The sequence below is a fragment of the Parasedimentitalea huanghaiensis genome, assembly GCF_009753675.1.
In the GTDB taxonomy this organism is placed as follows: domain Bacteria; phylum Pseudomonadota; class Alphaproteobacteria; order Rhodobacterales; family Rhodobacteraceae; genus Parasedimentitalea; species Parasedimentitalea huanghaiensis.
Genome location: NZ_WQLV01000022.1, coordinates 1 through 26,429, shown reverse-complemented (window position 1 = coordinate 26,429; position 26,429 = coordinate 1). Strand labels below are relative to the sequence as shown.

Genomic DNA, 26,429 nt, shown 5'->3' with positions numbered 1-26,429 from the left:
ATCCTGATTGACGATCAAAGCCCGGCTTACCCGCCGGGCTTTTGTCATTCGGCTTTGTATTGCAAGGCCAAGGCCTCTAACTGAGGCATTCTATCAAAAGAAGATTGCCCGGTTTGACTGGTGACTTCTGATAAGTATCTGCTGAGATGTAAGCAGGCTCACAAAGGCAAAAGGGTCAGTGATGGCATTCATTTTGGGATCGGGCAGTCCACGGCGGCTGGAGCTTTTGGCGCAATTGGGGATTACCCCTGATGATGTGCGGCCTCCTGATATCGATGAAACCCCGAAGAAAGCCGAACTACCACGGGACTACTGTAATCGCATTGCGCATGAAAAGGTGTTGGCGGTCCGGGCTGACAGCGATGACCTGATTCTGTGTGCGGATACGACTGTAGCGCTGGGCCGCAGAATTTTGGGCAAGCCTGCTGATGCTGGTGAAGCCGCAGAATTCCTGCTGGCCCTGTCTGGTCGTCGGCACCGGGTGATCACAGCACTATCGCTGCGCCGCGGAGACAAAATCTGGCAAAAGGACGTGGTGTCCCAGGTGCGGATGAAACGGCTGTCTGATCTTGAACTCAATGCGTACCTTGCCAGTAATGACTGGCAGGGCAAGGCGGGTGGCTATGCCATTCAGGGGCCGGCAGGCGCTCTGATCCCCTGGATCAGTGGTTCGTTTACAGGCATCGTCGGCCTGCCATTGGCCGAAACCGCAAACCTGCTGCAAGTCGCGGGATATTCAGTTCATAAGGAGGCCGCCGCATGAAGGGCCGTACTATCATTCTTGACCACGTAAAGGGCCGTGAAGCTGCGGCGCTGATTGTGAATGGCAAGCTGGACGATGTTCTGATCGAAAGCGATTTACCTACGCCAGGGACCATTTACCGGGCCCGCGCTGATCGTCCGGTCAAAGGGCAGGGGGGAATGTTCCTGAGCACGCCGGATGGCCCAGCATTTTTACGTCAGGTTAAGGGGTTGGCCCCGGGTCAAATGCTGTTGGTCCAGGTTACGGGCTATGCCGAAGATGGCAAGGCTATCCCGGTCACCCAAAAGATCCTGTTTAAAAGCCGATATGCCATTGTCACCCCTGAGGCGCCGGGATTGAACATCTCGCGCTCGATCCGCGACGAGGACGAGCGCAACCGGCTTCTGGAAGTGGCACATGAGACTATGGGTGATAGTGAACATGGGTTGATTCTGCGTTCGGCTTGCGATGGCGCTGATGCAGATGAAATTGCCGACGATATTTCGGCCATGGCGGATATGGCTGCTGCCGTGATGGCGGATCAAGGCACCGAGCCACAGGCGTTGACCGAAGGGGATACGCCGCATCTGCTGGCCTGGCGTGACTGGTCAGAAGCGGCCGAGATTGAACGCGAGCCTGGCGGATTTGAACACCATGGTGTGCTGGAAGCGCTGGAAGTTGTGCGTGATATTCGCGAGCCGATGTCAGGCGGCGCCTTTTTGTTTGTCGAACCCACCCGGGCCCTGGTCGCGGTGGATGTGAACACGGGCGCTGATGTATCACTGGCGGCTGGCGTTAAGGCCAATATGGCCTGTGCTAAGGCCCTGCCGCGCGCCCTGCGGCTGCGTGGGTTGGGCGGTCAGATCGTACTGGACCTGGCTCCCATGCCGAAAAAGGACAGACGTGCCTTTGAAACTGCGCTGCGCGCCGCATTTCGTGCTGACACCGAAGAGACATTGTTGGTGGGCTGGACTCCGCTAGGGCATTATGAGCTGCAGCGCAAACGCGGTCGGGCAACATTGACAAATTTACTGAGCGAGTTGCTGTCATGAGCTGCCCAATCTGCGATAAAGAAACCGTTGCGACCTACCGCCCGTTTTGTAGCAAGCGCTGTGCTGATATCGACTTGGGAAAATGGTTGAGCGGTTCATATTCAGTGCCGAGCCAGGACCCCGAAGATCTTGAAAAAGCATTGGAAGAAGCAGACCGAAATACTCAAACCAAACATTAGTAGTTTTCTTGAAAAATGCCTCTGGACACTGTGACCTCGACGTCATAGAAGGCCCACACCCAAGGCGATAAGCCTTCCCGTGCCCGGGTAGCTCAGGGGTAGAGCAGTGGATTGAAAATCCTCGTGTCGGTGGTTCGATTCCGCCCCTGGGCACCACAATATCTTCCAGTTGTGGACTAATACATCCTATAATACTTTAGTTTCTATCGAAAATCTCGAACGAGATGTCCGAGATTGTCCGAGGTAATCCTACTGAATCCTCCCTGATTGGGGGTATGGCTTGGGGTGCAGCGGAGAGTAGGAATAAAGGGTATCCCCAGATGCCAGTTCTGGGTGATGCTAAGATCCGTGCGCTAAAGCCTAAAGATAGACCTTACAAGCAAGCTGACTTCGATGATTTGTTTGTTTTGGTGAACCCTGGAGGATCCAAGCTTTGGCGATTCAAGTACCGTTGGATGCGGAAAGAAAAGCTCTTATCGTTTGGTCGGTATCCTGAGCTTTCGCTGAAACAAGCGCGCGGCAAACGCGATCAGGCGCGCAAACTTTTGGCAGAGGGTAAAGATCCTTCGTTCGAACGCAGAAAAGAACAAGCTGTTCAGGAAGCCGAACATCGCGAGACTTTTGAGAAACTCTCTGAGGCTCTTCTGCAGAAGAAGCGGCAGGAGGGCAAATCCGCTGCTACACTGGCCAAGTCGGAATGGCTGCACCGCTTGCTTTGTGCAGATATCGGCGCGTACCCTGTTAACCAGCTGACTGCGCGGGATGTATTGGTGCCTCTCAAGAAGATGGAGGCCAAGGGGAACCACGAATCTGCTTTGAGGATGCGGTCTGCAGCGGGGCAGGTATTTCGATATGCAATCGCGCTGGGCGTGGTTGATAACGATCCGACCTTTGGCTTGAAAGATGCTTTGACACGACCGCCCGTCAAACATCGATCTGCAATTACAGATCCGGAAAAGGTGAGAGGCCTTATGCGGGCGATTGCAGGGTTTGACGGGCAACCCACAACTCGGTTGGCAATGGAACTCCTGGCGATGACAGCATTGCGGCCAGGTGAGTTGCGCATGGCAGAGTGGGAAGAAATTGACTTTGAAGCCGCAATTTGGACTGTGCCCGCGCATCGTGCAAAGATGCGTCGACCACACATGGTGCCATTGTCAGAGCAAGCACAGGGCAAGTTGCAAGAGCTGCAGGAATTGACTGGCTGGGGAAAACTGATTTTCCCATCTATTCGCTCATCTAAACGTTGTATGAGCGAAAACACACTGAATGCTGCATTGCGCCGAATGGGATATGGCGGAGACGAAATGACCGCCCATGGGTTTCGAGCAACCTTTTCAACTTTGGCTAATGAATCCGGTCTTTGGCATGCCGATGCAATCGAACGCGCCCTTGCACATGTAGAAAAGAACCAGATCCGTAAAGCTTACGCCCGAGGTGAACATTGGGCTGAGCGAGTCGAAATTGCTGCTTGGTGGTCAACTCTTCTGGAACAGTAGCTCGGATGATCTGGACATTCTCGGATACCCTCACACACCAAATGTTCTATTTTTGTACAACGCCTCTTAAACACACTTGTAATGTCTAAAGTGACTTTGTAGCGTCACTTCACAACTACGATGCAAGATGTGTCGTTTCCGTTTCCGCGAGGAAAGACACCCGTTAAGGGTGGGAGACACACATATGCATTGATGTGAGCTCCTGCCTTCTCGAAAAGGAAAGGAGCAGAAATGCCCCAAATTAGTCGAATTCTAAGATGTGGAGACGTGATGGCCGTGACAGGCCTATCGCGCAGCACCATCTACGCCATGATGCAGGAAGGAACATTCCCTCATGCAATCAAGCTGAGCAAACGTGCTGTTGGCTGGCGTGAAAGCACCATCCGCGAATGGCTCAATGATCTCGATTGAAAACCGTGCTGCTGGTGTATGCCATCAGATCAGTTCGTCGGGTGATGCTCTGTCCATTATAGCTACTCGACGTTCATTAGAAAACGATCTTCGTGCGCTGGCGCACGAAGATCGCCTTCGACAAGGAATGCAGGAAACATGAAAAATAGGAACGCCAATAAGGGCCATACCCCTGATTTGTTTGAGGAGGTGGCCGACACGACGAAGGGAGCGCGTAAGCATGGCGCAACTTCAAAGCCCCAAAAGAAAGTTACAAAATCTAAGGTCAAGCAACCGATTTTGGTGTCAGGAAGAAGAGCGAGTTTTGGGTTATACTTCACTGATTTTGAACTGGCTGAGAAGTTTGGTGTGAGCCGTCAGACAATCTGGCGGTGGGTGAAACAAGGGACCTTTCCAGCACCGGTCAAACTAGCAAAAGGTACTAGTCGTTGGCGGCAAAGGGACGTTGAAGCCTTTGAGAAAAAAGTGGCCAAAATCCAGGTCGTCGAGAAGACAAATCCCGCCAGGGGGGCACTCAATGAGTAGGTCATACAAAATCCGAGCCAAGCGTAATCGGGTCTACTCAGTTGACGAGGTGATGGTCCTTTATGACATATGCAGGAACACCTTGTCCAATTGGGTCGCGTCTGGCCTGATTCCGTCGCCTTGTTTGGGGCCACAGATATTCCGAGGGGCGGAACTAAACAGGTTTCATCAGGAGCGTCGGGCTCAAAATCGGAAAAATTTATGCATGGGACAGTTCTTTTGTTTTTGCTGTAAAGCTGGTGTTTTTCCCAACCTCCAATTCTTGTTGATCCGCACGACCGCGTCGCGGAAATTGATCGGTGAAGCCGCTTGCCCTGACTGTGGCGGTGTTCTGATGAAGTTACTAAGTGAAACAGAATGCGACAGGATAATGGAATGCCTAAATACCAATACTGCACTGCACCAAATAGACGAAAGAAATGGGGCAAAGCCCGTTTGTGTTGGGAAAAAGTCGCAGGATAGAGTCCGTGTGGCGCCTTCGCCCAACGATAGGACTATTCATAATTGGCAGCTCTATGCGGGGCGTTATGACGTCAAAACCACCGACGCACATCTCACTTCCATCCGCGATTTCGAGATGTTTTACGGATGCAATTGCTTTACCAAACTGCGTGATCAGGACGCAGGACTTTATAGAAATTGGTTGGTTGATCGAGGTAACCTACAACCCGATAAAGGTGGCCTCAGCTCCTCCACCATCCGGCATCGGGCTTCTCATCTGGCCAGCTTCTTTAACTGGCTGCTGAAGCAAGAGGGATATCGCAGGCTGAGTCCCAATATACCGGATCAGTTTGATTTGCCCAAACGTCAAATGGCCAAGGTTCTACCCCGTGAAAACAAAGCCTATCCGACACTAGAAGAAGCAAAGGCTATGGTGGACTCAATGCCGAGCACAACGCGTTTGCAACGCCGGGACCGAGCCATGGTTGCATTGGCTTTTCTAACAGCGTTGCGGGCCGGTGCACTGGTGACGCTACGCCTGAAACATTTGAATGTTGAAGCCCAAACTGTAACCCAAGATGGAACAGAAATGCGGGCTAAAAACGGCAAGAGTTTGGTTGTTCAGTGGTTTCCAGGCGTTGAGGTCTTTGAACCTTTTGTTACCGAGTGGAAAGCAGAGTTAGAGGCGCTGGGTTTCAATCCAGCTGATGCGCTGTTTCCAGATGGCAAACACATTCGGCGACGTATCTACGAGGACGAAGCGATACCTCCCTTGCGAACCAATGGTCCAATCAATCAGGCGTTCGCGATAGCGAGTGCCGTCATTGGAAAAGCCTACTCACCGCATTCCGCTCGCCACTGCCTCAAAGCGCTGGGCGATCAGCTCTGCGACAGCGCCCAAGAGCGTAAGGCGTGGTCACTTAACATGGGGCACGAAAGTGAAGTCATTACAAATACCCACTATGGAAAGATGACTAGCGAAAGCCGCATGCAGACGCTCGGGCAAGTTGGGAAAAACGTTGGTGTGTCCGACAACGATATTGAGTTGATGTTGAAATACACCCTAAATGAACTCGCACCCGGCACCCCCGAACATAACCGCGCTAAGAAGTTGGTTCGGCAAAGAGAGGACCTGCGTGACGAGACTTCTGTGATCGAGTGATTTTAGAGGTAATCCTCGTTTTTCGACCAGTCAGCAGTCCTGTTTTAGAGCTTCATGCTTTACGTCAGGCTATCGTCTCATTGGTTCGGTTTTGCTGGCAAAAACTATAGAGTGCACGTCGGCAGGGTTTTTAGGCCCAAAGGCGGCCTGAGCTGAGAGAGAGTTTGGCTCATCTGGTTGGTTTGGTTCTGCGATCCGCAGGCCCCGTGCAAAAGGGCTTGGTAGAAAACTTTAACAAACGAGGGCGGCGATATCTGCCGCGAGACGGGCCTGTCTCCACTACTCTCAAATTGAGATACGAAGTCGATTTGAGACCGCTTAAATGGCACGCCAAGAAAGTGCCTGGGATGGAGAACTCCAAATGAAGCCATCAAGGACGAGCTTATGACGCTGAGATAGAGCAAACTGTCGCAACGACCCTTGAGGCTCCCAGGTGCGAGCTATTCGCAATGCGGATTATTGCTAGCAAAGTATCACAGAATGACGCTGGAGACACTCCAAGGTCCTTGTTGTTGAGATAGCAAAATATTTTTGAAGTGTTGTCGGTCAACGATGCTTCGAGAGTTGAAGCGCAGTTAGTTCTCTGACCCATGTATGCCAAAAACAATCGACTACGACGTTGCCGTCCACTTGGAGATAGCTTTGATCGTGCTCACGTCAACAAAAGTCAAATGTATTGTTCTGATCAAACAGGTTGTTGAATGGCTAATAACTAGTAGAAGCCAAAACAGTTCGCGTCTGGCAGCGCCCAAGGCGGTGATATGAGACTAAATTGTATCGTGATGCCAGTGTTCTGCGCGTCCTAATGGTGCTGCGCCCGTCACGATCTGCAGCTTGGGGTTGACAAGTTTAGATTTGACGGTTTCTTTACGCTCAATTTAGAATTGATCCGGATTTTGCTCCCTATGCATAAGATTGTACGTGGTTTTTTACCCGCGCTGGCGTTTTTAGCTCTGCCATTTCATCTCGCCTATGCGGGCTTTAGCGAAGGCGTTGTTGGGCCAGAGCCGAGTGTAATGCCGGAGGTCAAAACACCGCAGGGGATGAACAGTGATGGGTCTTTCCGGAAAAGAATAACTTTCGACATTCCAGCGTTTCGCGGGTTGGAGCCTAATCTGGGATTATCATATAATTCCTCCTTCAAGGGTAAGGGGAGCCCTGAGACGTGGTTGGGTGTTGGGTGGCAGCTCAATGGGTTTTCGACCATTGAACGGGTAAGCCTTGGCGGCGGCACACCGACATACGATGATAATTATGACCTGTTCCGCCTGGACGGCACAGAACTGTTGGCCTGCAGAGACGCGCAGGCCCTTGCACCTTTGCCAACTACACGCGCCTATCCGGATCGCTATGTAACAGAGACAAAAAGTGCCAGCTGCCTTGCGGGTGGCAACCTGTCAACGATGGTGGAAAGCTATCGCAAGATCGAGATGAAATATCAGACCATCGGCGGCAAGCAGGTCGAATTCTTTGAAGTCACCAACACCAAGGGCGTGCGATATATTTATCGGTCTGTTGGCGCTATCGCAGGGGATATATCGAACGGAGCAGATGATGAATACAATGTCCTGTTCCGTCGCAAGTTCCTGCTGACTGAGATCCAAGATGTCCAGGCTACGCCAAATATTGTCACTTTCAATTATGACTTTAGCAGCAAGGCTGAGGCCCGGGCACACCGCCCTGCCGATATACAATACGGCAACGGGTACAAGGTATCCTTTGGGTACGACCAGCCAAGTTCACGTTTGAGCTCTTATGCGGTGGGTTCTGGCTCACATTTTGGCGAACAGAAATTTCGGTTAAGATCGGTTTTTGTTCACGATGGATCAGCCAAAATTAGGGCCTATGATCTAGAGTATCAAACCGCCGCGGTGACCAGTGCGTCACTGCTGACAGCGGTGACGCCTTACGGCAGTGATTTTACACTGAACAGTCAAAACAGCGGTGTCATCGATGGCGGCAGTGTGCTGCCCGGGAAAGTCAGAAATTCGATTTACGCGCCCGATTTGAATACGTTGACCCAACAGACTTTTGCTGGACAGGTGTTTCACCGCGGATTGCAGGTTCTAGATGTCGACGGCAACAACAAAGACGACCTTGTTTTTGCAGATTTGTATAACAAGGTGGGGGGAACCTCCATTATTCCCAGTTGTTGGGGGGGGGGCAACCTCCAGATTTCCAACCCCCCACCCCAGTTTGAAGCAAGCAGAGACAGTAATGGCGACTTTGTTCTGAACGCGAAAATTGCTCACCCCGCTTGGAGTGTTATAGGTAGGACCTCCGCGAGTGTTATAGGTAGGACCTCCGCTGTATTTGGCTACGACCGTGTCACAAGCGTTATTAAAGGTATCTTGCCTCCAGATGCCCAAAGGCGTGATTACGGATTTCTGCTCCATGAAACATATTCTGACTACACTCATCAGCAAGGCGGAGGCGAGTGGACGCGAGTAGGCGGCGCCCTTAGGTTTGTAGGGCTTGGATCTAACGGCGCAAACTATGAGATCAGTTCTGATCGAACCGACTATGTGGGCAACCCTATTGCGGGCAATTTTGACAACAATTCCGATCAGGAATTCTACCTGAAAAATCAAGGCGGAGGCGTTGACCATATCCGTCTAGCCAGTCAATCGGGGACAAAGCAGTCGATTGGAATCGGTCAATTTAACGAGCATTCAGCCTTGCTTGCCCAGCTTGACATGGATGGCGATGGGATGAAGGAACTGGTTTATGGTACAACGTTCAACTACAATAATCCCCCGTCCTACTTTGACGGTGAAGCTGAGACCGGGTTTCCGGTTGCCAATAGTGAGTTTCCGGCGTCCTCTCCTCGACGGTGGAAGACTGTAGATTTTAGGAACCTTGGCGCCTATCATAGCTTGACTGATGAACTTGATACGTTTCCTTTGGCAAAATTTGTACCCGCAGATGTCAATGGTGACGGTCAACAGGATCTAGTCTATGTTGCGCCGAAGACAGGTGGGACAGCGATTTATGTTGCTCTGTCTACAGGAAATGACTTTCTACCACCGCAAATTTGGGCGGATAGCCCTTTGACAGGATTGGCCGCTGGGTCAAAAGTGGCAACCGCAGGGGATGTAAACGGCGACGGCCTTACTGATATTGTGGTGAACACGCCAAGTAACTTTCATGGGCAACAAAATTGCGGGGAAGGGGATGTTCAAGATTACACTCTCGCCTTTGGCTCCAGCACCGCTCATATCTTCCTTTCGAACGGATCTAGCTTTATCCCACCAGAAACAAGTGGCCTACCCAGTATACCGGGCTTTATTGGAGCTGGGGATGTTGACGGCAATGGGTTGATCGACTTCGTTCAAGAAAGCGCAACATCTGGAACGGTTTGGTTTGGCGATGGTCAGGTGGCGAACCTGTTGACGCAGTTTACGAATGATGCGGGTGGCGCAACAGAAGTGGCTTATGCACCGTCCACAAAATACACCAATGACAACCGAGTGCCGGGTGTATCCCAGCTTGTGGATACGCTCACAGTGAACGATGGGCGTGGATCGTCACGACAAACACAGTTTTCCTATGTCGGCAGCAAATATGACTACGAGAACCGTCGTTCTTTGGGCTACCGTACCGTCACTGCCTATCTGCCCAAACTGAGCAATGAGACTGAGGGGCCGGTTGTTGTCACCACTTATCTGAACGACCATTTTTCCCAGCGCGGCAAGATTAAGTCTCAGATTCGCACCACTGACGGTACCACCACCTACTCAAAGGTGATCAATGACTGGAGCGGAGTTCAGTCTGGCAACGGTCCGTATCGTGTGACCAAAACAGCAAGCCGTACGTCTGCCTTAAGCGGGGACCAGTTGATCGAGACCAAGAAGGAATTCGCCTGGACTGACTACGGGCCACTTTCCTGGGTCAGACATTTTGGATTCACCAATGCTGGTGCGGACTTGGATGCTGGTGATAATACCATCACTGTATTTTCCTACCGTCCCCATCTGGCCAATTACATTGTTTCCTTGCCGCGTTGGAAAACTGAGATGGAGGGGCATAGCAATACGGCGGGGCGGTCTGATTGGCTGTCGCGTGAGCTGTATTATTATGATGGGTCGAACACAAATAACGATACCCCCGTGAAGGGGCAGCTCACAAGGGTTCGCCTGTGGGACGGGGACAGGGTCATTCCAACTACGGTCTATTTGGAAATGGACCGATACGCCTATGATAGCCATGGCAACCTGACACAGCACACCAATCCGCGCGGGAATGTCGCCACCTACAGCTATGACACCACGCGCCATTTGTTCCGTCTGACGGAAACCAACGCCAAGGGGCATCTCGTTACCACGGCCTGGGACGAAGCCTGTCAGGCCCCGGATTTGGTAACGGATATCAATGGGCTGGTGACGGATTACACCTATGATGCACATTGCCGCGAAGACTATGTAACAGTACCTGGTGGCAATTATGTTGACACTCAATACAACAGTTTTGGCAGTGCTACGGCGCAGTACATCCGCAAGATCACCAAATCCCCATCCACGGTCTCTGGCAGCACAACACAGGAAAGCCGGGAGTACTTTGACGGCTTTGGTGAGGTTTACAAAACCGCAGCAACAGGTAGTACTTCGGCTGAAGTCGATCTGATCACTTCTGTGCGCGGCTACGATGTGCGTGGCAACCTGTCTTGGCAATCCAACCCATTGAGCTGGGCTGCCTCATCTGCAGTTCTTCCTGATACCTCAAAAACGCGATTTGAATACGACCCGGCGGATAGGCCAACCTGGACCTACAATCCAGATGGCAGTAAAACCCAGCAGATCTATGAGAAACATACGTTTACGATAAACGGTGTCGCGATCGCACATCCCCGCGTTAGTCGAAAAGATGAGCACTGTTTTGATCCGACTGCAGATGCAACTATTTGTGGACAGAATTGGACTACTTTTGACGCGCGCAGTAATCTGTTCAGGTCGATGGTGAGAGATGTTGCAGACACTGATGTTGACAGTGGATCAAGCCAGTATCGCACAACTCAATATCGCTATGATCTATTGAACCGCATGGTTGGTGTAACTGATCCTGGTGGCGCGATCTGGACCTATACCTATGACTCGCGCGGCAACCGTCTGACTGCGGATGATCCGGGGTTGGGCTACTGGACGATGGAGTATGACGCCAATAACAACCTGACGCGTCAAGTGGATGCCAAGGGGCAGGAGATTGCTTTCTCCCATGACGAGCTGGATCGTGTATCGCAAAAACAGGTGACATGGACCAAGAATGGCACCTCACGTACTGATAACACCACATACGTGTATGATGAGCCATATGACTGGCTGGTTGGCAGAAGCAATGTCGGAATGCTTACTCGGCAAAACAATGCGAACCACATGGTTCAATACGGATATGATGAGAACGGAAACCGGGCCGGTGAGCGGCACTACGACATTCATTCTGGCGGCAATTTCTATTGGATAGAACGGGAGTTCGACACCTCTGGTGCTTTGGTCAAAGAACGTCTCCCTTATGGAACGGGTAGCGAACAAGCTTGGACCCTAAGAGCTTGGACCCCCGAATTCTCCTATGACGCCGCGGGCCGGGTAACGGGCTTTGGTAACTATGTGACCAACACCAGCTACAATCTGCGCAGCCAGCCAACCTGGACCGACTTCTCCAGTGGTGTGCGTGAAGAGGTGCAGTACGATGTAGCGCGTGGGTGGACTAACAAAATCCATGTCCACGATGTGGCTGGAACGGCCTACTTGGATCGACGCCGCTATTATCGCTCTGCAACCGGGCGGGTAAACCGACAATGGTCGGGGGTTCAGCGTTCACGGTTCAATTATTGTTATGACTATGCCGGGCGTCTCTTGGTGGCGGCGGATCTGGATGCGGCGGGCAAGACCTGTGGTACGGTTGGGTCCTGGACCGGAGCTAAGCCTCAGGATCAGGTCTTTAGCTACCGGAGTGACGGCGCGATGGCGTCGAACAGTTTTGTCGGCAGCTATGACTATTCCAGCAGCCCGGTGGATCACGCGCCCAAGCAGATCACCGGCGGCGATAGCTTCACCTACGATGCCAATGGCAACATGACCACGGGGCTGAATGGCAAGGTGATGACTTACGACGGTGAGAACCGGCCGCTGACAGTCACCGCCCTGAATGGTGATCAGACCGAATATGTCTATGGTGCAGATGGTAGCCGCTTAAAACGGATCGAGACGGTGAATGGCGCCGTCACCACATCGCTTTATGTGGGCGGGGTGGAGCTGGTACAGGCGCCAAATGAACCCGAGCAGGCGCATTGGTATCCACACAGTAATGTCCGGATGTCTTACGAGGGCGGGACCTTCAAAGAGGTGAAATACCTGCACCGCGACCAGCTGGGCAGCGTGTTCTCTATCACCAATGCCACCGGCACCAAAGACGTCCGTCGCGACTTTGCGCCATTTGGTGACGAGCGGGAAACCATCCATGACACCGCCATGGCCTCCTACCCGGCGAAAGAGGACATCGGCTATATCGGCGAGCGCGAGGATGAGGCGGCCGGGCTGATGTATCTCAACGCCCGCTACTATGACCCCGAGCTGGCGCTGTTCATTCCGACGGATCCCAAGGCAGCCAAGCCCGCGGCGATGCACCCGACGGTCCACTGACATTGCAACCGGCGCCTGAGGTCTCACCTTGGGCGCCGCATCTCACCATAGATCAAACTCATAATACAGAGCGCCCCTGATGCTCACTCGCCTTAAATATCTCCTCTGCGCGCTGCTCTTCACCAGCCTCGCCCCCCAAGCCCAGGCCATGTTCATCCAACCCGATTGGTTTGAGGTGACGAAGCCAGGGGTGGGGACAAATAGGTATTCGTACAGCTTTAACGATCCAATCAATAAACTTGATCCGAACGGAAACTGCGAGAAAACTAAATGCGGAGATTTTGGCCCGCCAGACGATGGGTTAAGAGATGAGGATCAATTAGGAGATTACTATTCTCTAGCCAACAGAGCTGCGCGTAACGGGATTGATGTTACTAACGAGTATGATCCCGAAAATAGCATTATTGGAGAGGTGATTGGCATTAATGGTGCAATACGGAGTGTTAAATCAGTTGTAAACGGAGATATTAGCGGCGTTGTTATGGGGGCCGGTGAGATCGTTGTCGGGAAAGCACGGGTAGTCGCCAAAATCGTTGAACCAGTTATAGGCATTGGTAAGAAATTTTTTCGTGGTGCTCGTCCAGGGCAAGTCCCCGACTTCACGCCAAGGCCAAACGACTACAAGGTTGATCCAGCAACAGGTTTTGTTAAGCCAACTCATGGGGTTTCTGTCTTTGATAACCCAGAAAGTGTCGCGTCAAAAGGGTTTGATCCTCACCAAATTGACCGATCAACAGTTCCGGATACATTGGATATTATCCAGAGGGGGCGCGACCCATCTCATTTTGAAATTGCCCCAAAGCCAGGCTCAAACCTAACCCCTGATCAATATATAGAGGCGTGTCAGAGCATTTCATGTACGAGGTAATTGTATGAATTATGTGAAATACCCCGAAGACTTCGATGACTATGCCTGGGAACTTTCTTCCAAGGGATGTTTTGAGGTTCAGGCAGTCGTTGATGGTGAAACGATAAATGTAAACTTTTATGACAAATACAGGTTGCAGCAAGATACTGAGCTCTCTGAAGAGCTTGGAGAAAATTTCTTGGCTGAAAATATTATCGTTGTCGACGTTGTCGATAGAGAGAGAATGGATGCTGCCATAAAGTCATTTCATCCTTGATATGGTTGTGTTATGCGACCTTTTGGCATTCAAGGCGTCAGCCCATAAAGGCCGCCAACCCAAATTCTTCGCCTGCTTGCATACTCTTTGGTTGATCCGTTGCAACTCCATCAGCCCCCCGATCAGGCGGCAAATCACCGGCGACTGGTTACCTGGCATAGAAATCGGCCCGTATCATGTGATAGGCGACGGCGGCCAGCCTCGCCATGACATAGGCAAAGCAGTTGCCTTATTCAGCAACTTTCCGGATGTCCAAAACCACCTCACGCGGCTGCCTATGATCTGGTCGCGGCACCAGCACCTGCTCGGCCCCATTTGGATAAAACTCCGCCAATGTCACCGCATTCACCCTGCGCTCACGCGACCGCGTGGTCAGCCAAGTGGGTGCCTCGGCCAGCCCCACTTGCGCCGCCAGTTGGCGCAGGGGCAGGCCTCGCGCCTCAACCGCTTTCATGGCCTGCAATTCCCGCAGTTGGGGTGAGGTCAACAGCAGATCGGCCACCGAGGGCGGGGTGCGGTAGAGGTCAACCAACCCACCCGGATCCTGTGCGGTGATTTCATAAGTGGCGCCGTCGAACTCCACCCGCAGAGGCGTGCTGTTCAGGCGCAGGGTGGTTTCCTCGTCAAAACGGATCATTGCCTCGCCCACCAGAGGGCGTAGCATCTCGCGGACACTGCTGTGATCCAGCGCCAGTTGGTGGTTGTTGGCCAGGCGTTTCATCACCTTGGTTGCGGCCAGCGATCGGGCCTGCAACAGGGTGATCAGCCCCATCACCAAAATCAGCGAGGCCAGGGTTGCGATCAGCACCACGCCGCGCCTAGGGTTGCGGGAAATTTCAACGCGATAGGTCATAGGGAACATTTGCATTGTTGAGGCGGATTGTCAGCCACCGGGCAGCAGGTTTTGGGGTGATTTATACGGTGACCCTGGTGATGTTGGCCAATACGGTGGATATTTGGCAGGTGGCAATGGCTGTGGCGATATGCCCGCCATTGATCTGGCTAAGCCAGCATGATCTCACTCATTTTGAGATCCCCGATCTGGCCACCGGCACAGTGGTGCTGATTGCAATTGCCTATCATGGGGGAACGGACCCCGGCGTGCTGTTGATCAACCTGATCGCGGGGGCGGTCTTATACGCCTTGCTATGGGCGGTGGGAGAATTGCATTTTCGGCGCACCGGGGGCGAAGGGCTGGGGATTGGCGATGCCAAGCTGTTTGGCGCTGGTGCGGTGTTGCTGGGTCCCTGGCAATTGCCCGAGTTTATCCTGCTCTCCTCGGTTGGTGGAATTGTGGGTGTTGCGGTTGCGCATATGCGTGGCGGTTCGGATCAGGAAGGGATTCCATTTGGCCCGTTTATCGCCTATTCGATGTTTGTTTTGATCTTTTTTGATCCGCTATTTCTGTAAGGAATTCCAATGACCTCGCGCCCCGTTCGCCGTAAACGAAACGCCGGTATCTCGCTGCTGGAAATCATGGTGGTGCTGGCCATCATTGCACTGGTGGTTGGACTGGCTGCGCCACGACTGATGGGCAACTTTGGTCGCGCTAAAACGATGGTGGCCGAGGCGCAGATGGAGAATGTAAAAGGCGCATTGCAGCTTTATTACATCGATCTGGGCCGGTATCCCAGTGAGGCGGAGGGGCTGAAAGCGCTATTGTCTGCGCCCACTGGGGCCAAAGGCTGGCGGGGACCCTATATGGACAAGGAAGAGGATATTTCAGACCCGTGGGGTCGTATCCTGCTGTATCGTAGCCCCGGCACGGATAAAGCCTTTGATCTAGTCACCTATGGGCGCGACGGACATCCCGGCGGTGAAAACGAAGATGGTGATCTTTCCATGTGAAAAAGCTAGTGGCGTGGAATAACGTCACCTAAGGAAAGTACAGACTGTCGATCTCGTTTTGCGGGATGCAGGATAAGTGGGGGTGCTGCAGAGGAGGCGACGTCCCATTCGATTTTCGTCAGGGTAGGAAGGCTGGTCGCTTCGTCCCAACTTTGGTGCCAACGGGCTTTTGGTTCACCGTGTTTGGTTCCATAGTAGCTGATGCGGAAGCTTTGAATATCTTTAGCAAGTAGATGTTGGGTTTGAAGAGGTTTCCGCGTCTGCGCATCAAGACCATCCAATTCTGCCGTTAGTGTTCCATTGTCTTCATGTAGGTGAACCGTCGTGAGTTCACCGCCCCAGAAAGAGTCATTGCTGATAAGAGTATGAAATCGAAGGTCGGTATTTTTTCCATGAAAATACCCAGATACAGTTTCGTTATTGTAGCTTAGAGGGATCTCTTCGCCCCAGTGGCGGAGCGAATTACGGGTGAGAAATAACCCCACCTCAGAGGAAACTTCCTGTGCCCGGTTGAGTGACATACGGGAGAAGTTCAATACATTCGCCAAAAGCACGGCTATTAGACCCATAACCGCGAGTGAAATCAGCACCTCGAGTTGTGAAATGCCTAAGTTGGGTTTTCTTTTGGTCATTAGCTTTCTGGCCGCCGGGCGGTGGTGGCAGTAAGCGACAGTGGAGTGGCCAAGCGAGAGTTAAGGCGTTCAACGGTGACAGTTACCCTAATAAAACTAATACTCTCATCCATTTGGGACGGCTGGAGGCCAATGGTCTGTTCTTCTCTAACCTGCCAACTCCAAGCTCCCTGATATGTGCCGGACGCAGGCATCTCCGGATAAGTTCCTAAGTATTCGTCCAATAGCGCACGCGCCATTTCGGAGTCATTAAGCTCCCTTGTGGCGAGACCAAGCTGACTTAACGAGCGTGAGGTAACTGTAAAAATCCCAGCTAGTACCATTCCTAGAATTGCCATCGCAAGCATAGCTTCAAGCAAGGTGAACCCGGAAGAGCGAGACCGGTGGGTCACATCAGAAAGCAATTTCGTTAATTTCCAGAATTGCGCCCATCAATGTAAAGATCAGGTAACCAATTCCTAGCCCCAATACCAATGTCAGCATCGGTGTTAACATTGAAAGAAGGCGCTGCGCGTGGCGGTCGACCTGGGCATTTAGGGTCTCGGAAAGAGCAACCAAGGTGGTTGGTAATCTGTTTGTTTCTTCGCCAATTCGAAACAACTCTTTATAGTTTGCGGGAACAAGCCGATGTTCAGAAATAACACTCGAGGCGGTTCCGCCTGCTTCAAGAGTAGTTGCTGCCCGCTTGAAGAGTTGACCAAACCCAGCGGATGCCCCCATTGACTCAACGGCTTGTCTTAAGGCCAACGGCAAGGGTTGGCCCGAAGTCAATAGTAGCTCTGTCGCTTGAGTGAGACGTGCCAAAGCTGAAAAACGCAGCAATTTCCCAATTAGTGGAACACGGAGCGCTAGATCGTAGAAAATGATCCTCGAACGTTGCTGTTGAAGGGATACTCCGAGCAGCAGGAAGCTACCAACCAAGCCTAGAAGCATCCAATGCCAATAGCTGCTGACAATGATGTTAATCTGGAGCAAAGCAGACAGTGTGTCGGGAGGCTTTCTGTCCGCTGCTCTAAAAAGTGGTTCAAGATTGGGGGCAAGATACAAAACAACAACCAGGAGCAGACCACAGGCAGCGATCATCAAGATGGCTGGGTAGATGAGCGCCGAAATGATTTTTTGACGTGTTTCGTTCAATTTCAGGAAAAAGGAAGACAGCGATCTTAGTAGCAAAGGTAGGGCGTTTGCCTTGTCACTTACTCCCAAGAAAGAAATAAACACCGGTGAAAAAAGCCGATTTTCAGTCTCAAATGCTCTTGCCAAACTTGTTCCATCGTCAACAAGTTGCCTGATCCGTTCAAATTGACTTTTTACCTTCGGGTTTTCAGTCGACAGTGCTGCAATCCTAAAGACTTCTGATACGGGAAGCTGAGAGGAAAAAAGAGTTGCCAGCAAGTCTGCAGTTGCTGCCTGTTCCTCCAAAGCTAGTTCTTGGTGTCCAAATTTTATGTCCTTGCGATACCACGGAAGGTCGTTTGTTGTAGTGCTTTCATCTTCTCGAAGATCAAAGACTGTGATCCCCCTGGATTGTAAAAGCTCAAAGGCAAGCTGCTCTGACGCGGAAGTTATGCTTCCACGTTCTGTCTGGCCGTTCGCATCGTATCCAGTGTAATAGAATTCAGCCATGTCAGTAGTTTACTTTAGTATTTCACTAATCTGATGCCTTGGATTTCCGAGGCCTGTCCTTAGGATTGAATTTGAGCCAGACAATTTATTTCGCCAATGCTCAGTTACCGTTCGAGCATCGTTTTCCGTATGTACTACACGCGGACGGATAAGAATGAGGAGTTCAGTCCGACGTTTCTTGCTGTTGGTGTTCCGGAACAGACTGCCTGCGACAGGGATATCTCCCAATCCTGGTATCTTGCTGACCGTTGTAGAGTCGCTTTCTTGCACAAGCCCACCCAACGCTAACGTTGTGCCGTCGTTTAGTAAAACGTTGGTGGCAATCTTTCGTTGGCGAATAGTAGGTGAGTCTATGCCTGAGGTTACCGTTTCGGATACGGTGCTAATCTCTTGCGATATGTCCAACACAACGCGACCGTTGCGATTTATACTTGGCTTTACAGTTAGAATTACTCCGGTATCGCGATATTCGATTGTAGTAATTGTTGGGGCATTCCCATCCGAGTTAGAGGTGGAGGATTGCGTTGCAATGGGGACCTGGTCGCCGATCTGCAGTATGGCTTCTTCGTTGTCTAAAACCATCAGCGTCGGCGATGAGATGATCTTCACGTCTGTTACACCGGCCAAGGCATTGATAGCCGCAGCAGCACTGTTGGATCCGAAAACTGCCGAAAAACCAGGGAAACTACTGTTTACGCTTCCGCTGTCGTTGTCAGAGAAGGTGAAATCAAAATTTCCAGTTTCAAAAAACCAACGCACGCCAAGACCGATCTCGTCGTTCAAAGTCACCTCTGCAATAGTGGCTTCAAGCATAACTTGTTGTGGACTGCTGTCGATTTCATTTAGGAGCGCGCGCACCTCACGATGTTCACTACGTGTTGCTTTGATCAGTAGTGAGTTTCGGGCTTTATCTGCGGCCACGCGCGAACCTGTACTTCCAGTGTTCGCGGAAGTCTGAGACTGGCTCTCGCCCGATGTGCTGGCTTCACTTGCAAGAAGGCTGCTAAGTATTGGAGCCACATCTGTCGCGCTCCGGTTTTGCAGCTCATACGTTTCGATGTATCGACTTGCACCACTCGCCGTGCGGTCAAGTTCCCTGATCCACTTTTGAGCAGTTGGGAGGTACCGAGAGCGAGATGAAATGATTAATACTGAACCTAGTCGTTTGTTTGGGATGAACTCTACAACGCCTTCTAGGTTTCCACCTTCTTCATTTTCGAAAATAACCTTGAGTTCATCTACTATCGCTTCAGGGTCAGCCGAGTTTAGCTCTACAAGTGCAATGGATTTCCCAGAAAGAACATCCACGTCAAAGAGGTTCAGCGCATCCAGCGCGGCTTCCAATTGGGCTGGAGTGCCAGTCATCATGATCAAGTTACGCCGTTTGTCTGCGATAGCTGTTAGCCCTTCTGCAACTAGGGGCTGAAGTAGATTTACCATTTGCGCGGAAGAAATGTACTCCAATGGTGCAACTATGATGGAGGCACCGTTTCCAACGCCGCTGGAAGCGAGTCGAAAAGTTCGATTACCAGTGGTACCGGGTACGATTTTGAGAACTTTGCCGCTTTTTTCAATTCGTGCTCCATTAGCGGAGAGAGCTGCTGAAAACAGTTCAAGCAATGCGTCCTTTGGAATAGGCCCCGTAGATTGGATGGTTACCGTGCCATTCACCTGGTCGCTAACAGTAAACTGTTTTTTCAAAGCATCTCCAAGAACGGCTTGGGCAGCTGAAGAAATACTTGCATTTACCAGCGATACCTCAACAAGCTTCCCGTCCCTAGGGACTACAATTGCTTGCGATCTATTTTGGTTGCGGCCGTCCGCTGGGTTCAAGAATTGATCTGTTCCTCGCGACATTGCACCTGGGCGAACCCCCCCTTCATTTTGACCGGAAAATTCAGAGTTCCTTGAAATGAGGGGGTCTCGTTCGACAGTCACATCATCGCCAAAAATTCCCGAACTGGTGGTGGTAGTTTCAGTGCAAGACGTTAACATTAGGATGAGTGACGCGCATATTAATCTAAGCATTTTTACTTCACCCTAGAACTTCACCTTCCCTCTACTCTTAACGATTGATTTCAACAATATGTACAAAGTCTTCAAGTTGCAGATGAACTTGAATGTTTGACACTTTGGCAACACGCCACTGGGAAATCACGTCTCCTTTAGAAACCCAGTTTTCTTCTCCAGTTTGAATGTCTGACAAAAGAGCGCGGATCGAAGAGCTTGACTTCATGAAGCCTCGATATTCAAGTTGTGGCGGGAGAGGCATTGCTGGGGGCTCTTCAATATCAGTTTCTTGCGGTTCTACGTCAGCAATTATTGGTTCTTCTTTGGGAGCCGAAATTGCTGCGGGTTCCCGGCGGGTTTCCGAAAACAGCGGACGCAGGTTTGCACGTTCAAGTGTTTCTGAATAAATTCCTGGCGACTGAAGGTCGAATACTCCGGTGTTTGAGTTGGCTGCGATAGCTCCTGAAGTACTCTTTTCTGTAACCGGGCTTTCATATTGTGAAGTGACTGGGCTTCCAAGGGCGATCCAGAACACTAGAAACACCATTAGAATCATCAAAGGGGGTGGAAGCAATCTTCGAAGCCGTTTCAACTCAATTCCTCCCAGAATGCCCACAAAGAAATCTGAAAATAGACCTCAACGTTTTCGGCTGAAGAATCTGGTCCAGGGTTTGGACGAACCCGCATTGTTGCGATGGTTACTCTTGGCGAAAGTTTCTCAACAGACGCTAAGAAAGCATAGAAATCCTGGAGATTACCGTTCCCTTCCAGATCCGAGGAGATTGTTTTGTGTGTTGTCCTTTCAAATGGTTTTTGGGGGCCAAAACTTGAAAGGCTTAATCTAAGTGACTCTGCCAATCTCACGATTGTGTCCTGAAAAGAGATTTCAGCATCTGCTTCTGATGGAGCTATCCATAGTAATTTCTTGGGGAACTCAACCGTAGCTTCATCTGTTTGCAAGGCAGTTATCCTTGTCTGCAACGCCTTGATTTCATGCCGAAGTTGAACTGCGCTTTGACGTAGCTGCTCTCCTCGCCCATAAACGGGGTAGATCAACAAGAGGTAGCCGACGATCGCCATGGACATCACAGTTACAAAAACTGGGAGAAGTGAACGTAGATCTATCATTTGGCTATATCTTCCATGCCTTCGAGCTCAATCGAGAGATCAAACCGATTACGCCGTGAAAAGCTATCAAATGAGATTGGGCCCTGAAGTTCAACCCCGCTGACCCATGACAGCGCACGTAGATCAGATATGATCGTAGTTATCTCTCTGCCCGAAAATCCGGAAATATTGAGTGCCTCGGTGTTAAGTGAGAGGTTAGAAATCCATGTACTGTCATCTAGGGTCTGGGTGAGATCCAAGATTAAGGGGAGGCGCAGGAAGCCAGCTTCGAAAAGGTGAATATCTTGTGAGATTTCTGCGAAATTGGCGTTACTTTGATCGAGCCGTTTTCGTAATTGCACTGCCTCCCGCTCAAGGCTGGTCTTTTTGTCTTGCAGGAGTTGCACTTGGTTATTCTGTGCTTTGAGGTTTGCGCTGGTTTGTACAAGAATAAGCATGCAAAATACAACGCTGGCACTGGCGATAATATAGCTCCAAAATCGTCGGCCCCTGTCTGTCGTTTGTCTATTATCTAGCAAGGGTTTGACCCGTGGAAAGTTGGCTAGCCTTACGGTTCTCAGTTGGGCACCTCGTGCCGCAACATCGGCTTCGAGCTTCACCAATACTGGCCTTTTAACAAGAGCAACTCTAACTTCGATTTCCTGTTTTGATTTGTTAGCAAATATTGATCTCCACACCACATTCTCACCTCGGCCGGGGGTGGACTGCTTAATCTGCATATCAATGATTTTGTTAAGGTTTTTCTTAGCCGCGACGGGGAGAGGGATACGCTTTGTTAGAAACAACGGCTCTCCGAGTTCAAGATCGATTAAATCCCCCGTTTTGATTGCCATGAATGAGGAGGCGTCCGGTTGAATGGTATCAGTATGGATTTTAGTTGACCATTGTCGTGCAAAGCCTGGCAGATAGATCCAACGTATTAAGCCGATTAGGGGTGTCCGTGTGAGCAATCCAGCCCAACGGGCAAAATGAGAGGTCATTAAACGTAATCTTTCAATTTCCAGAACTTGGTCGTAAGTCTGGTACAACCTATAGAGAAAAATTCAACGCGCATCCAAGTTACCTTTATGATTTCTTCGACAACCACGAACCAGGATTTAGCAGATCTGCTGTTAGCCAACGAACTTCTCAGTGAAGTCGATGTTGAGAGAGGTCTGTCTGTAACTATTAGCGAAGCTATTACACTAGACAGGGCTCTTCTCAAACTAGGATTGATAGAAGAGGACACGCTACTTCCGCATGTCGCTGAATTGGCCGGGTTGCGCTACGTCGTAGACATCTCGGATTACCGACTGGATACCACACGGCTGGGCTTACTGTCGCCTAACTACTGCAGCTCTAACGCGCTGGCTCCTGTGCTTGCGCCACAGGGGCCCCCTCTGATCCTTCTTAGCAAACCTTGCGACAAGGCAATCCAAGACGAGCTGAACTTCCATCTGGATGGTGGTGTGATTTTTGCGGTTACTTCGGCACGGGTTGTCAGAACGATGTTGTCCGCATCACAGGGAGGGGATGACCACGCTTTGACTTCGGATCAGCAGCGCCAAATTGACCAGCAGGCGGCACGGAGCGATGAGAGCGACGGTCCAGTCATCCGCTTCGTGTCTTCGATGTTTGACGATGCGGTGGCTCTAGGTGCATCCGATATTCATTTTGAAGCTCAGGAAGACGGGTTGCGTATCAGATTTAGGGTACATGGTCTGTTGAAGTCTCAACTAGTTGACAGGGGGCTGGATGCGAAATCGATCCTAGCTCGGGTCAAGGTGATGGCCTCAATGAATGTGTCTGAACGCCGACTGCCACAAGATGGGCGCATTACATTAAACCTAGCTGGCCGCAAAATTGATTTTCGCGTCTCTTCGGTTCCCACCGCCTATGGTGAGAGCATCGTTGCGCGGGTGCTCGACCCCAAGGCACTGCGGCTAGGCTGGGCGCAACTAGGGTTCAACGGTGAAATCACCCAGCAAATCAAATCTGTGATAGAACAGCCCAGCGGGTTATTTCTGGTCACTGGACCAACCGGATCAGGCAAGACCACAACATTGTATACTGCGCTCTCCCATCTTAACCGCGACGATCGTAAAATTCTGACAATCGAAGACCCTGTGGAATATAATTTACCTGGGATTGAGCAGGTTCAGGTGCATGAAGAGATCGGTATGACCTTTGCTAAGGCTCTGCGGGCGTTTTTGCGGCAGGACCCAAATGTGATCATGATAGGCGAGATCCGTGATCAGGAGACTGCCGAAATTGCATGCCGCGCTGCGCTGGTTGGGCGCATGGTGCTGTCGACGCTGCACACCAACTCCCCACAGGGCGCCGTGACCCGGTTAGTGGATTTGGGGGTGCCGGAGTATATCGTTCGGGATGTGTTACGAGGAGTGTTGGGCCAGACGTTGGAAGTTTCTGGTCGGGATCGCAGATTACGTTCTCAATTTGTAAGCGGTGAAAGCTAGGTTTTGCTTAGCGGGGGCACCAACTACTGACCAAGTGCGTTCTAGATTTACCACGCTGGCATCATCTTGTTTGTGAGTAGTTCTTTAACCGCCCGCCTTACAATCAAGGAAAACTCTAAGGTAAACTGCGATATTCTGGCGTCGACGGCTATACTTTAGGTTGACAGGTTGAGATTTGACGGTTTCTTTACGATCAATTTAGAATTGATCCGGATTTTGCCTCCTATGCATAAGATTGTACGTGGCTTTTTACCCGCGCTGGCGTTTTTGTCTTTTCCTCTGTGAGCAGCCCCACTTAAGTGGTCCAGTTTGAAAGTTAGTGCATTGTCGGCCCTTGGACCTTCTGGAGGATGACCTCTGGCGCGGGTGGACAGTATCCCAGAGCACTATGTGGTCGTTTGGTGTTGTAGTGGTTCCTCCAGCTTTCGATGATGATTTGCGCCTCACGTAGCGAGTAGAAGATTTCACCGTTCAGCAATTCGTCTCGCATTCGCCGTTGAAGCTCTCGCAGTATCCGTTCTCCCAGGGCGATCCAGGCTCAATGTAGGCCGTCTTGGCCCCAACGGCTTTGATCCAGTTTCTAACCGCTTCCGCAATAAACTCGGGACCGTAGCACCTTCGGAAACACGTTGATTTATGGGTTATGGCGACCTGCGGAGCCGCTCATCGAGCGGAGCAGTTGGCCATAACCGGACCTCGGGTCTCTACAGTGGTTTTGTGCAAATCACACTGAAGAGGAGACCGATTATGACCGACCACAAGATTACACCTGATGCGCCCGTTCTGGTAGCACTTGATATCGCTAAACATCGCCACGAGATTTTGATCGAAGTTCCAGGCAAGAAGCGCAGCCGTCGCTTGACCATTCAGAACACCCGCGAAGATTACGACCGGCTGACCACCTTGCTGATGGATTATAGAAGGCCGATCCGGATCGCTTTCGAGGCAACGGGCAATTATCACAGAGTTCTGGCTCACCATCTTGGTCAGGCCGGTTTCGAGCTCAAGCTTGTTTCTTCGGTGGCTCTTGCCCGGACCCGTGAAGCCCTGAACAACAGTTGGGATAAGAACGACCCGAAGGACGCGCAGGTCATCCTTCATATGTTACAGATCGGGCTGGTTCAGTTTTTCCATGACCCACTGGCATTTGGCACCAATGATATTCAGGAGATTTCAAAAACCCATGACATCGTTTCCAAATCCAAAACCGAACTCTGGCACCGGATTCTGACCCACTATCTGCCGCTGTATTTCCCGGAAGCGGAACGGTTTCACCGTTCCTCCCGCACAGATTGGTTCCTGGCGTTCCTCGAGATGTTTCCGTCACCCTATTTCATAACGGCTCTCACTAAGGAAGAGTTCACCAAAGTCGCATGGCAGGTTGTCGGCCGCAAAGTTTCCAAAACTCAATTGCTTTCAGATATATATGAGACTGCTAAGGCTTCAGTCGCATTGCCAGTATCTGAAAAGTCTGACGCAATCCGGATGTTCCGCCTGGTTCTGAGCGAGGGTCGCAGTCTTATTCGGCAACGTAACGAGATTGAGGCGCGCGCCGACGACCTTTTGTCGGATCACGAAGATTACCGACTGCTGACGTCAGTTCCCGGCGTTGGTCCGATCAACGCCCTCACGATCTTGGCAGAAGCTGGTGATCTACGTCGCTTCCGCCATCACCGCCAGTTTCTCAAATTCTGTGGAATGGATCTGGCAACATATCAGTCCGGCATGTTTCATGGTCAAACCAAACTGTCAAAATACGGCAACGCCCGTTTGCGGCGAACCCTATGGTTGGCGGGTCAGGTCGCCATTCTCCAGCGTGCCAACAGCTTTCGTGACAAATACGAACGCTACATCTCACACGACAGATTCAATAAACATCTCAGGCGCAAAGCCTATACTGCAATTGCCGCAAAGATGGCGCGCACTGTGCATGCCATTGTCAAAAACGGCGAACCCTATCGCCCCTTCTTTGAAGGGGTGAGCCCAGGCGGAAGGACCTCTCTCTGTAGTGGCCGTGGAGGCGTGAACCGACCTCGTAGATAATGTTTGGGTCTTCCGCTTGGAATTTGTGATCTCGTTTTAAGGACGGTGAGAGCCGCATAACTGCGTACTCTGTGTTTGCTATGGGTGAGACCACTTCTTGACTGCGGAACCCGCTTGGGACCATAATTACAGTGCCTCAGGATGGCCTGATGCACCCTGACCTGATGCCCGATCCAGCAAAACTTTCCGAATATAGGACGTTGTCTGATCGAATGTATGCGGGCACACCGCCAAGAATGAACAGGTCCGTCACTGCGTCGATGACCTCGGTCGAGTTCAGCTTTCGCTTCACGCGGATCGCCAGGCATTCCCGGCTGTGTTCATCCAGGATATTCAATGTCCTGAACGCCCTGCCATCGTAAGTACGGTGATGCACGAAATCATACGACCAGACATGATTGCGATATTCGGGGCGTAGCCGGACACAAGATCCATCGTTCAGCCACAGCCGCCCCTTCTTCGGTTGTTTCATTGGCACTTTCAGCCCCTCACGTCGCCACAAGAGTTCGACACGTTTGTCATTCACCTGCCAGCCCGCATCTCTCAGCAAAGTTGCAATCCGGCGATAACCGTATCGACCATACTGGCGAGTCAGCTCGATCATGTCTGCGACCAGGCGGTCTTCATCGGCACGCCCCTGTGGTAATCACCGTTGCGTGGATCGGTGTTGACCCAAGACGCGACAAACGCGACGTTCGGAAACGTTCATCTGGCTACGCACAAGGTCGATGCAAGCACGGCGACGCGAGGGGTTCAGAAGTTTCCCTTGGCGGCCTCCGACAGGATCAATTTGTCCAGGGTCAGATCCGATACTGCCCGGCGCAGGCGCTCATTCTCCTTCTGGAGCCGCTTCAGTTCCTTGAGTTGTTCTGTGCCCATTCCGCCGTACTTCTTCTTCCAGCGATAATAGGTTTGT

23 protein-coding genes, 1 tRNA gene and 2 pseudogenes are annotated in these 26,429 nt (G+C 51.3%); 16 read left to right on the top strand and 10 right to left on the bottom strand.

Features of this window, described 5'->3' with window-relative positions; genetic code table 11:
- The first annotated feature begins 181 nt into the window (after nt 1–181).
- The 12 genes and pseudogenes from GO984_RS21965 to GO984_RS21910 all read left to right on the top strand — a co-directional run bounded on the left by GO984_RS21965 (nt 182) and on the right by GO984_RS21910 (nt 13,770).
- Nucleotides 182–763 (top strand): Maf family protein, encoded by a 582-nt coding sequence (locus GO984_RS21965; protein ID WP_157024696.1) that lies wholly within the window; start codon nt 182–184, stop codon nt 761–763.
- Nucleotides 760–1,794 carry a ribonuclease E/G gene (locus GO984_RS21960; protein WP_157024695.1) on the top strand — a complete coding sequence of 345 codons (1,035 nt, stop codon included), beginning with the start codon at nt 760–762 and terminating at the stop codon, nt 1,792–1,794. The genes GO984_RS21965 and GO984_RS21960 overlap by 4 nt, the downstream gene beginning before the upstream one ends.
- Nucleotides 1,791–1,973, top strand: coding sequence for a DNA gyrase inhibitor YacG (locus tag GO984_RS21955; protein ID WP_157024694.1), 183 nt, complete (start codon nt 1,791–1,793; stop codon nt 1,971–1,973). Before GO984_RS21960 ends, GO984_RS21955 begins: the two co-directional genes overlap by 4 nt.
- A gap of 81 nt (nt 1,974–2,054) precedes the next feature.
- A tRNA-Phe gene (locus tag GO984_RS21950) sits at nt 2,055–2,129 on the top strand.
- Nucleotides 2,130–2,293: 164 nt separating this feature from the next.
- A complete protein-coding gene (locus GO984_RS21945; RefSeq protein ID WP_157024693.1) occupies nt 2,294–3,472 on the top strand; it encodes a tyrosine-type recombinase/integrase in 1,179 nt (392 codons plus the stop codon).
- Nucleotides 3,473–3,703: 231 nt separating this feature from the next.
- The gene (locus tag GO984_RS21940) at nt 3,704–3,883 is read left to right on the top strand and encodes a helix-turn-helix transcriptional regulator (protein ID WP_157024692.1); all 180 of its coding nucleotides are present in this window, start codon (nt 3,704–3,706) and stop codon (nt 3,881–3,883) included.
- A gap of 138 nt (nt 3,884–4,021) precedes the next feature.
- Nucleotides 4,022–4,408, top strand: coding sequence for a helix-turn-helix transcriptional regulator (locus tag GO984_RS21935; RefSeq protein ID WP_157024691.1), 387 nt, complete (start codon nt 4,022–4,024; stop codon nt 4,406–4,408).
- 469 nt (nt 4,409–4,877) lie between these two features.
- Nucleotides 4,878–6,011: a tyrosine-type recombinase/integrase gene (locus GO984_RS21930; RefSeq protein WP_342448124.1), complete on the top strand. Its 1,134-nt coding sequence runs from the start codon at nt 4,878–4,880 to the stop codon at nt 6,009–6,011.
- A gap of 183 nt (nt 6,012–6,194) precedes the next feature.
- Nucleotides 6,195–6,410, top strand: a pseudogene (locus GO984_RS23715) (IS30 family transposase); the annotation flags it as partial.
- Nucleotides 6,411–6,916: 506 nt separating this feature from the next.
- On the top strand, nt 6,917–12,646 hold the full coding sequence (locus GO984_RS21920) for an FG-GAP-like repeat-containing protein (protein WP_157024689.1): 5,730 nt from the start codon (nt 6,917–6,919) through the stop codon (nt 12,644–12,646).
- A gap of 148 nt (nt 12,647–12,794) precedes the next feature.
- Nucleotides 12,795–13,514 (top strand): RHS repeat-associated core domain-containing protein, encoded by a 720-nt coding sequence (locus GO984_RS21915; RefSeq protein WP_167740471.1) that lies wholly within the window; start codon nt 12,795–12,797, stop codon nt 13,512–13,514.
- A gap of 4 nt (nt 13,515–13,518) precedes the next feature.
- The gene (locus tag GO984_RS21910; protein WP_157024687.1) at nt 13,519–13,770 is read left to right on the top strand and encodes a hypothetical protein; all 252 of its coding nucleotides are present in this window, start codon (nt 13,519–13,521) and stop codon (nt 13,768–13,770) included.
- 229 nt (nt 13,771–13,999) lie between these two features.
- Here the strand turns inward: GO984_RS21910 and GO984_RS21905 are convergent, their stop codons facing one another.
- Complete coding sequence (locus GO984_RS21905; RefSeq protein WP_157024686.1) at nt 14,000–14,638, bottom strand: hypothetical protein; 639 nt, start codon at nt 14,636–14,638, stop codon at nt 14,000–14,002.
- 2 nt (nt 14,639–14,640) lie between these two features.
- Between GO984_RS21905 and GO984_RS21900 the strand changes: the two genes are divergently transcribed.
- Both GO984_RS21900 and gspG read left to right on the top strand, forming a co-directional pair.
- Nucleotides 14,641–15,180, top strand: a complete 540-nt coding sequence (locus GO984_RS21900; protein WP_157024685.1) for a prepilin peptidase — start codon at nt 14,641–14,643, stop codon at nt 15,178–15,180.
- A 9-nt stretch (nt 15,181–15,189) separates the two neighbouring features.
- The gene (gspG, locus tag GO984_RS21895; protein WP_157024684.1) at nt 15,190–15,618 is read left to right on the top strand and encodes a type II secretion system major pseudopilin GspG; all 429 of its coding nucleotides are present in this window, start codon (nt 15,190–15,192) and stop codon (nt 15,616–15,618) included.
- 5 nt (nt 15,619–15,623) lie between these two features.
- On the opposite strand, the gene GO984_RS21890 is transcribed toward gspG, so the two are convergent.
- From GO984_RS21890 to GO984_RS21860, 7 genes are all read right to left on the bottom strand, one after another.
- Nucleotides 15,624–16,250, bottom strand: a complete 627-nt coding sequence (locus GO984_RS21890; protein WP_157024683.1) for a hypothetical protein — start codon at nt 16,248–16,250, stop codon at nt 15,624–15,626.
- Nucleotides 16,250–16,642 (bottom strand): type II secretion system protein, encoded by a 393-nt coding sequence (locus GO984_RS24050; protein WP_425339668.1) that lies wholly within the window; start codon nt 16,640–16,642, stop codon nt 16,250–16,252. Before GO984_RS24050 ends, GO984_RS21890 begins: the two co-directional genes overlap by 1 nt.
- Before the next feature lies 1 nt (nt 16,643).
- A complete protein-coding gene (locus tag GO984_RS21880) occupies nt 16,644–17,876 on the bottom strand; it encodes a type II secretion system F family protein (RefSeq protein ID WP_157024681.1) in 1,233 nt (410 codons plus the stop codon).
- 9 nt (nt 17,877–17,885) lie between these two features.
- Complete coding sequence (gene gspD, locus GO984_RS21875) at nt 17,886–19,814, bottom strand: type II secretion system secretin GspD (RefSeq protein WP_167740470.1); 1,929 nt, start codon at nt 19,812–19,814, stop codon at nt 17,886–17,888.
- A gap of 127 nt (nt 19,815–19,941) precedes the next feature.
- The gene (locus tag GO984_RS21870; protein ID WP_157024679.1) at nt 19,942–20,433 is read right to left on the bottom strand and encodes a hypothetical protein; all 492 of its coding nucleotides are present in this window, start codon (nt 20,431–20,433) and stop codon (nt 19,942–19,944) included.
- Nucleotides 20,434–20,474: 41 nt separating this feature from the next.
- Entirely contained in the window at nt 20,475–21,014 is a 540-nt protein-coding gene (locus tag GO984_RS21865) for a GspMb/PilO family protein (RefSeq protein WP_157024678.1), read from the bottom strand.
- Entirely contained in the window at nt 21,011–21,847 is an 837-nt protein-coding gene (locus tag GO984_RS21860; RefSeq protein WP_157024677.1) for a PilN domain-containing protein, read from the bottom strand. The genes GO984_RS21865 and GO984_RS21860 overlap by 4 nt, the downstream gene beginning before the upstream one ends.
- Nucleotides 21,848–22,081: 234 nt before the next feature.
- Between GO984_RS21860 and GO984_RS21855 the strand changes: the two genes are divergently transcribed.
- The gene (locus GO984_RS21855) at nt 22,082–23,470 is read left to right on the top strand and encodes a GspE/PulE family protein (protein ID WP_157024676.1); all 1,389 of its coding nucleotides are present in this window, start codon (nt 22,082–22,084) and stop codon (nt 23,468–23,470) included.
- Between the two features lie 316 nt (nt 23,471–23,786).
- On the opposite strand, the gene GO984_RS21850 is transcribed toward GO984_RS21855, so the two are convergent.
- The gene (locus GO984_RS21850) at nt 23,787–23,981 is read right to left on the bottom strand and encodes an integrase core domain-containing protein (protein WP_245231212.1); all 195 of its coding nucleotides are present in this window, start codon (nt 23,979–23,981) and stop codon (nt 23,787–23,789) included.
- Between the two features lie 236 nt (nt 23,982–24,217).
- Here GO984_RS21850 and GO984_RS21845 point away from each other — a divergent pair, with 236 nt between their 5' ends.
- Nucleotides 24,218–25,513: an IS110 family RNA-guided transposase gene (locus GO984_RS21845; protein WP_157024675.1), complete on the top strand. Its 1,296-nt coding sequence runs from the start codon at nt 24,218–24,220 to the stop codon at nt 25,511–25,513.
- A 199-nt stretch (nt 25,514–25,712) separates the two neighbouring features.
- On the opposite strand, the pseudogene GO984_RS21840 reads toward GO984_RS21845, so the two are convergent.
- A pseudogene (locus GO984_RS21840) lies at nt 25,713–26,429 on the bottom strand (IS3 family transposase); the annotation flags it as partial.

Bases quoted from the DNA above. Each gene is read 5' to 3' on its own strand.
- GO984_RS21965 (WP_157024696.1), top strand. From the start codon at position 182: ATGGCATTCATTTTGGGATCGGGCAGTCCACGGCGGCTGGAGCTTTTG.
- GO984_RS21960 (WP_157024695.1), top strand. From the start codon at position 760: ATGAAGGGCCGTACTATCATTCTTGACCACGTAAAGGGCCGTGAAGCT.
- GO984_RS21955 (WP_157024694.1), top strand. From the start codon at position 1,791: ATGAGCTGCCCAATCTGCGATAAAGAAACCGTTGCGACCTACCGCCCG.
- GO984_RS21945 (WP_157024693.1), top strand. From the start codon at position 2,294: ATGCCAGTTCTGGGTGATGCTAAGATCCGTGCGCTAAAGCCTAAAGAT.
- GO984_RS21940 (WP_157024692.1), top strand. From the start codon at position 3,704: ATGCCCCAAATTAGTCGAATTCTAAGATGTGGAGACGTGATGGCCGTG.
- GO984_RS21935 (WP_157024691.1), top strand. From the start codon at position 4,022: ATGAAAAATAGGAACGCCAATAAGGGCCATACCCCTGATTTGTTTGAG.
- GO984_RS21920 (WP_157024689.1), top strand. From the start codon at position 6,917: ATGCATAAGATTGTACGTGGTTTTTTACCCGCGCTGGCGTTTTTAGCT.
- GO984_RS21915 (WP_167740471.1), top strand. From the start codon at position 12,795: ATGTTCATCCAACCCGATTGGTTTGAGGTGACGAAGCCAGGGGTGGGG.
- GO984_RS21910 (WP_157024687.1), top strand. From the start codon at position 13,519: ATGAATTATGTGAAATACCCCGAAGACTTCGATGACTATGCCTGGGAA.
- GO984_RS21905 (WP_157024686.1), bottom strand. From the start codon at position 14,638: ATGCAAATGTTCCCTATGACCTATCGCGTTGAAATTTCCCGCAACCCT.
- gspG (WP_157024684.1), top strand. From the start codon at position 15,190: ATGACCTCGCGCCCCGTTCGCCGTAAACGAAACGCCGGTATCTCGCTG.
- GO984_RS21890 (WP_157024683.1), bottom strand. From the start codon at position 16,250: ATGACCAAAAGAAAACCCAACTTAGGCATTTCACAACTCGAGGTGCTG.
- GO984_RS21880 (WP_157024681.1), bottom strand. From the start codon at position 17,876: ATGGCTGAATTCTATTACACTGGATACGATGCGAACGGCCAGACAGAA.
- GO984_RS21870 (WP_157024679.1), bottom strand. From the start codon at position 20,433: ATGGTGTTTCTAGTGTTCTGGATCGCCCTTGGAAGCCCAGTCACTTCA.
- GO984_RS21865 (WP_157024678.1), bottom strand. From the start codon at position 21,014: ATGATAGATCTACGTTCACTTCTCCCAGTTTTTGTAACTGTGATGTCC.
- GO984_RS21860 (WP_157024677.1), bottom strand. From the start codon at position 21,847: ATGGCAATCAAAACGGGGGATTTAATCGATCTTGAACTCGGAGAGCCG.
- GO984_RS21855 (WP_157024676.1), top strand. From the start codon at position 22,082: ATGATTTCTTCGACAACCACGAACCAGGATTTAGCAGATCTGCTGTTA.
- GO984_RS21845 (WP_157024675.1), top strand. From the start codon at position 24,218: ATGACCGACCACAAGATTACACCTGATGCGCCCGTTCTGGTAGCACTT.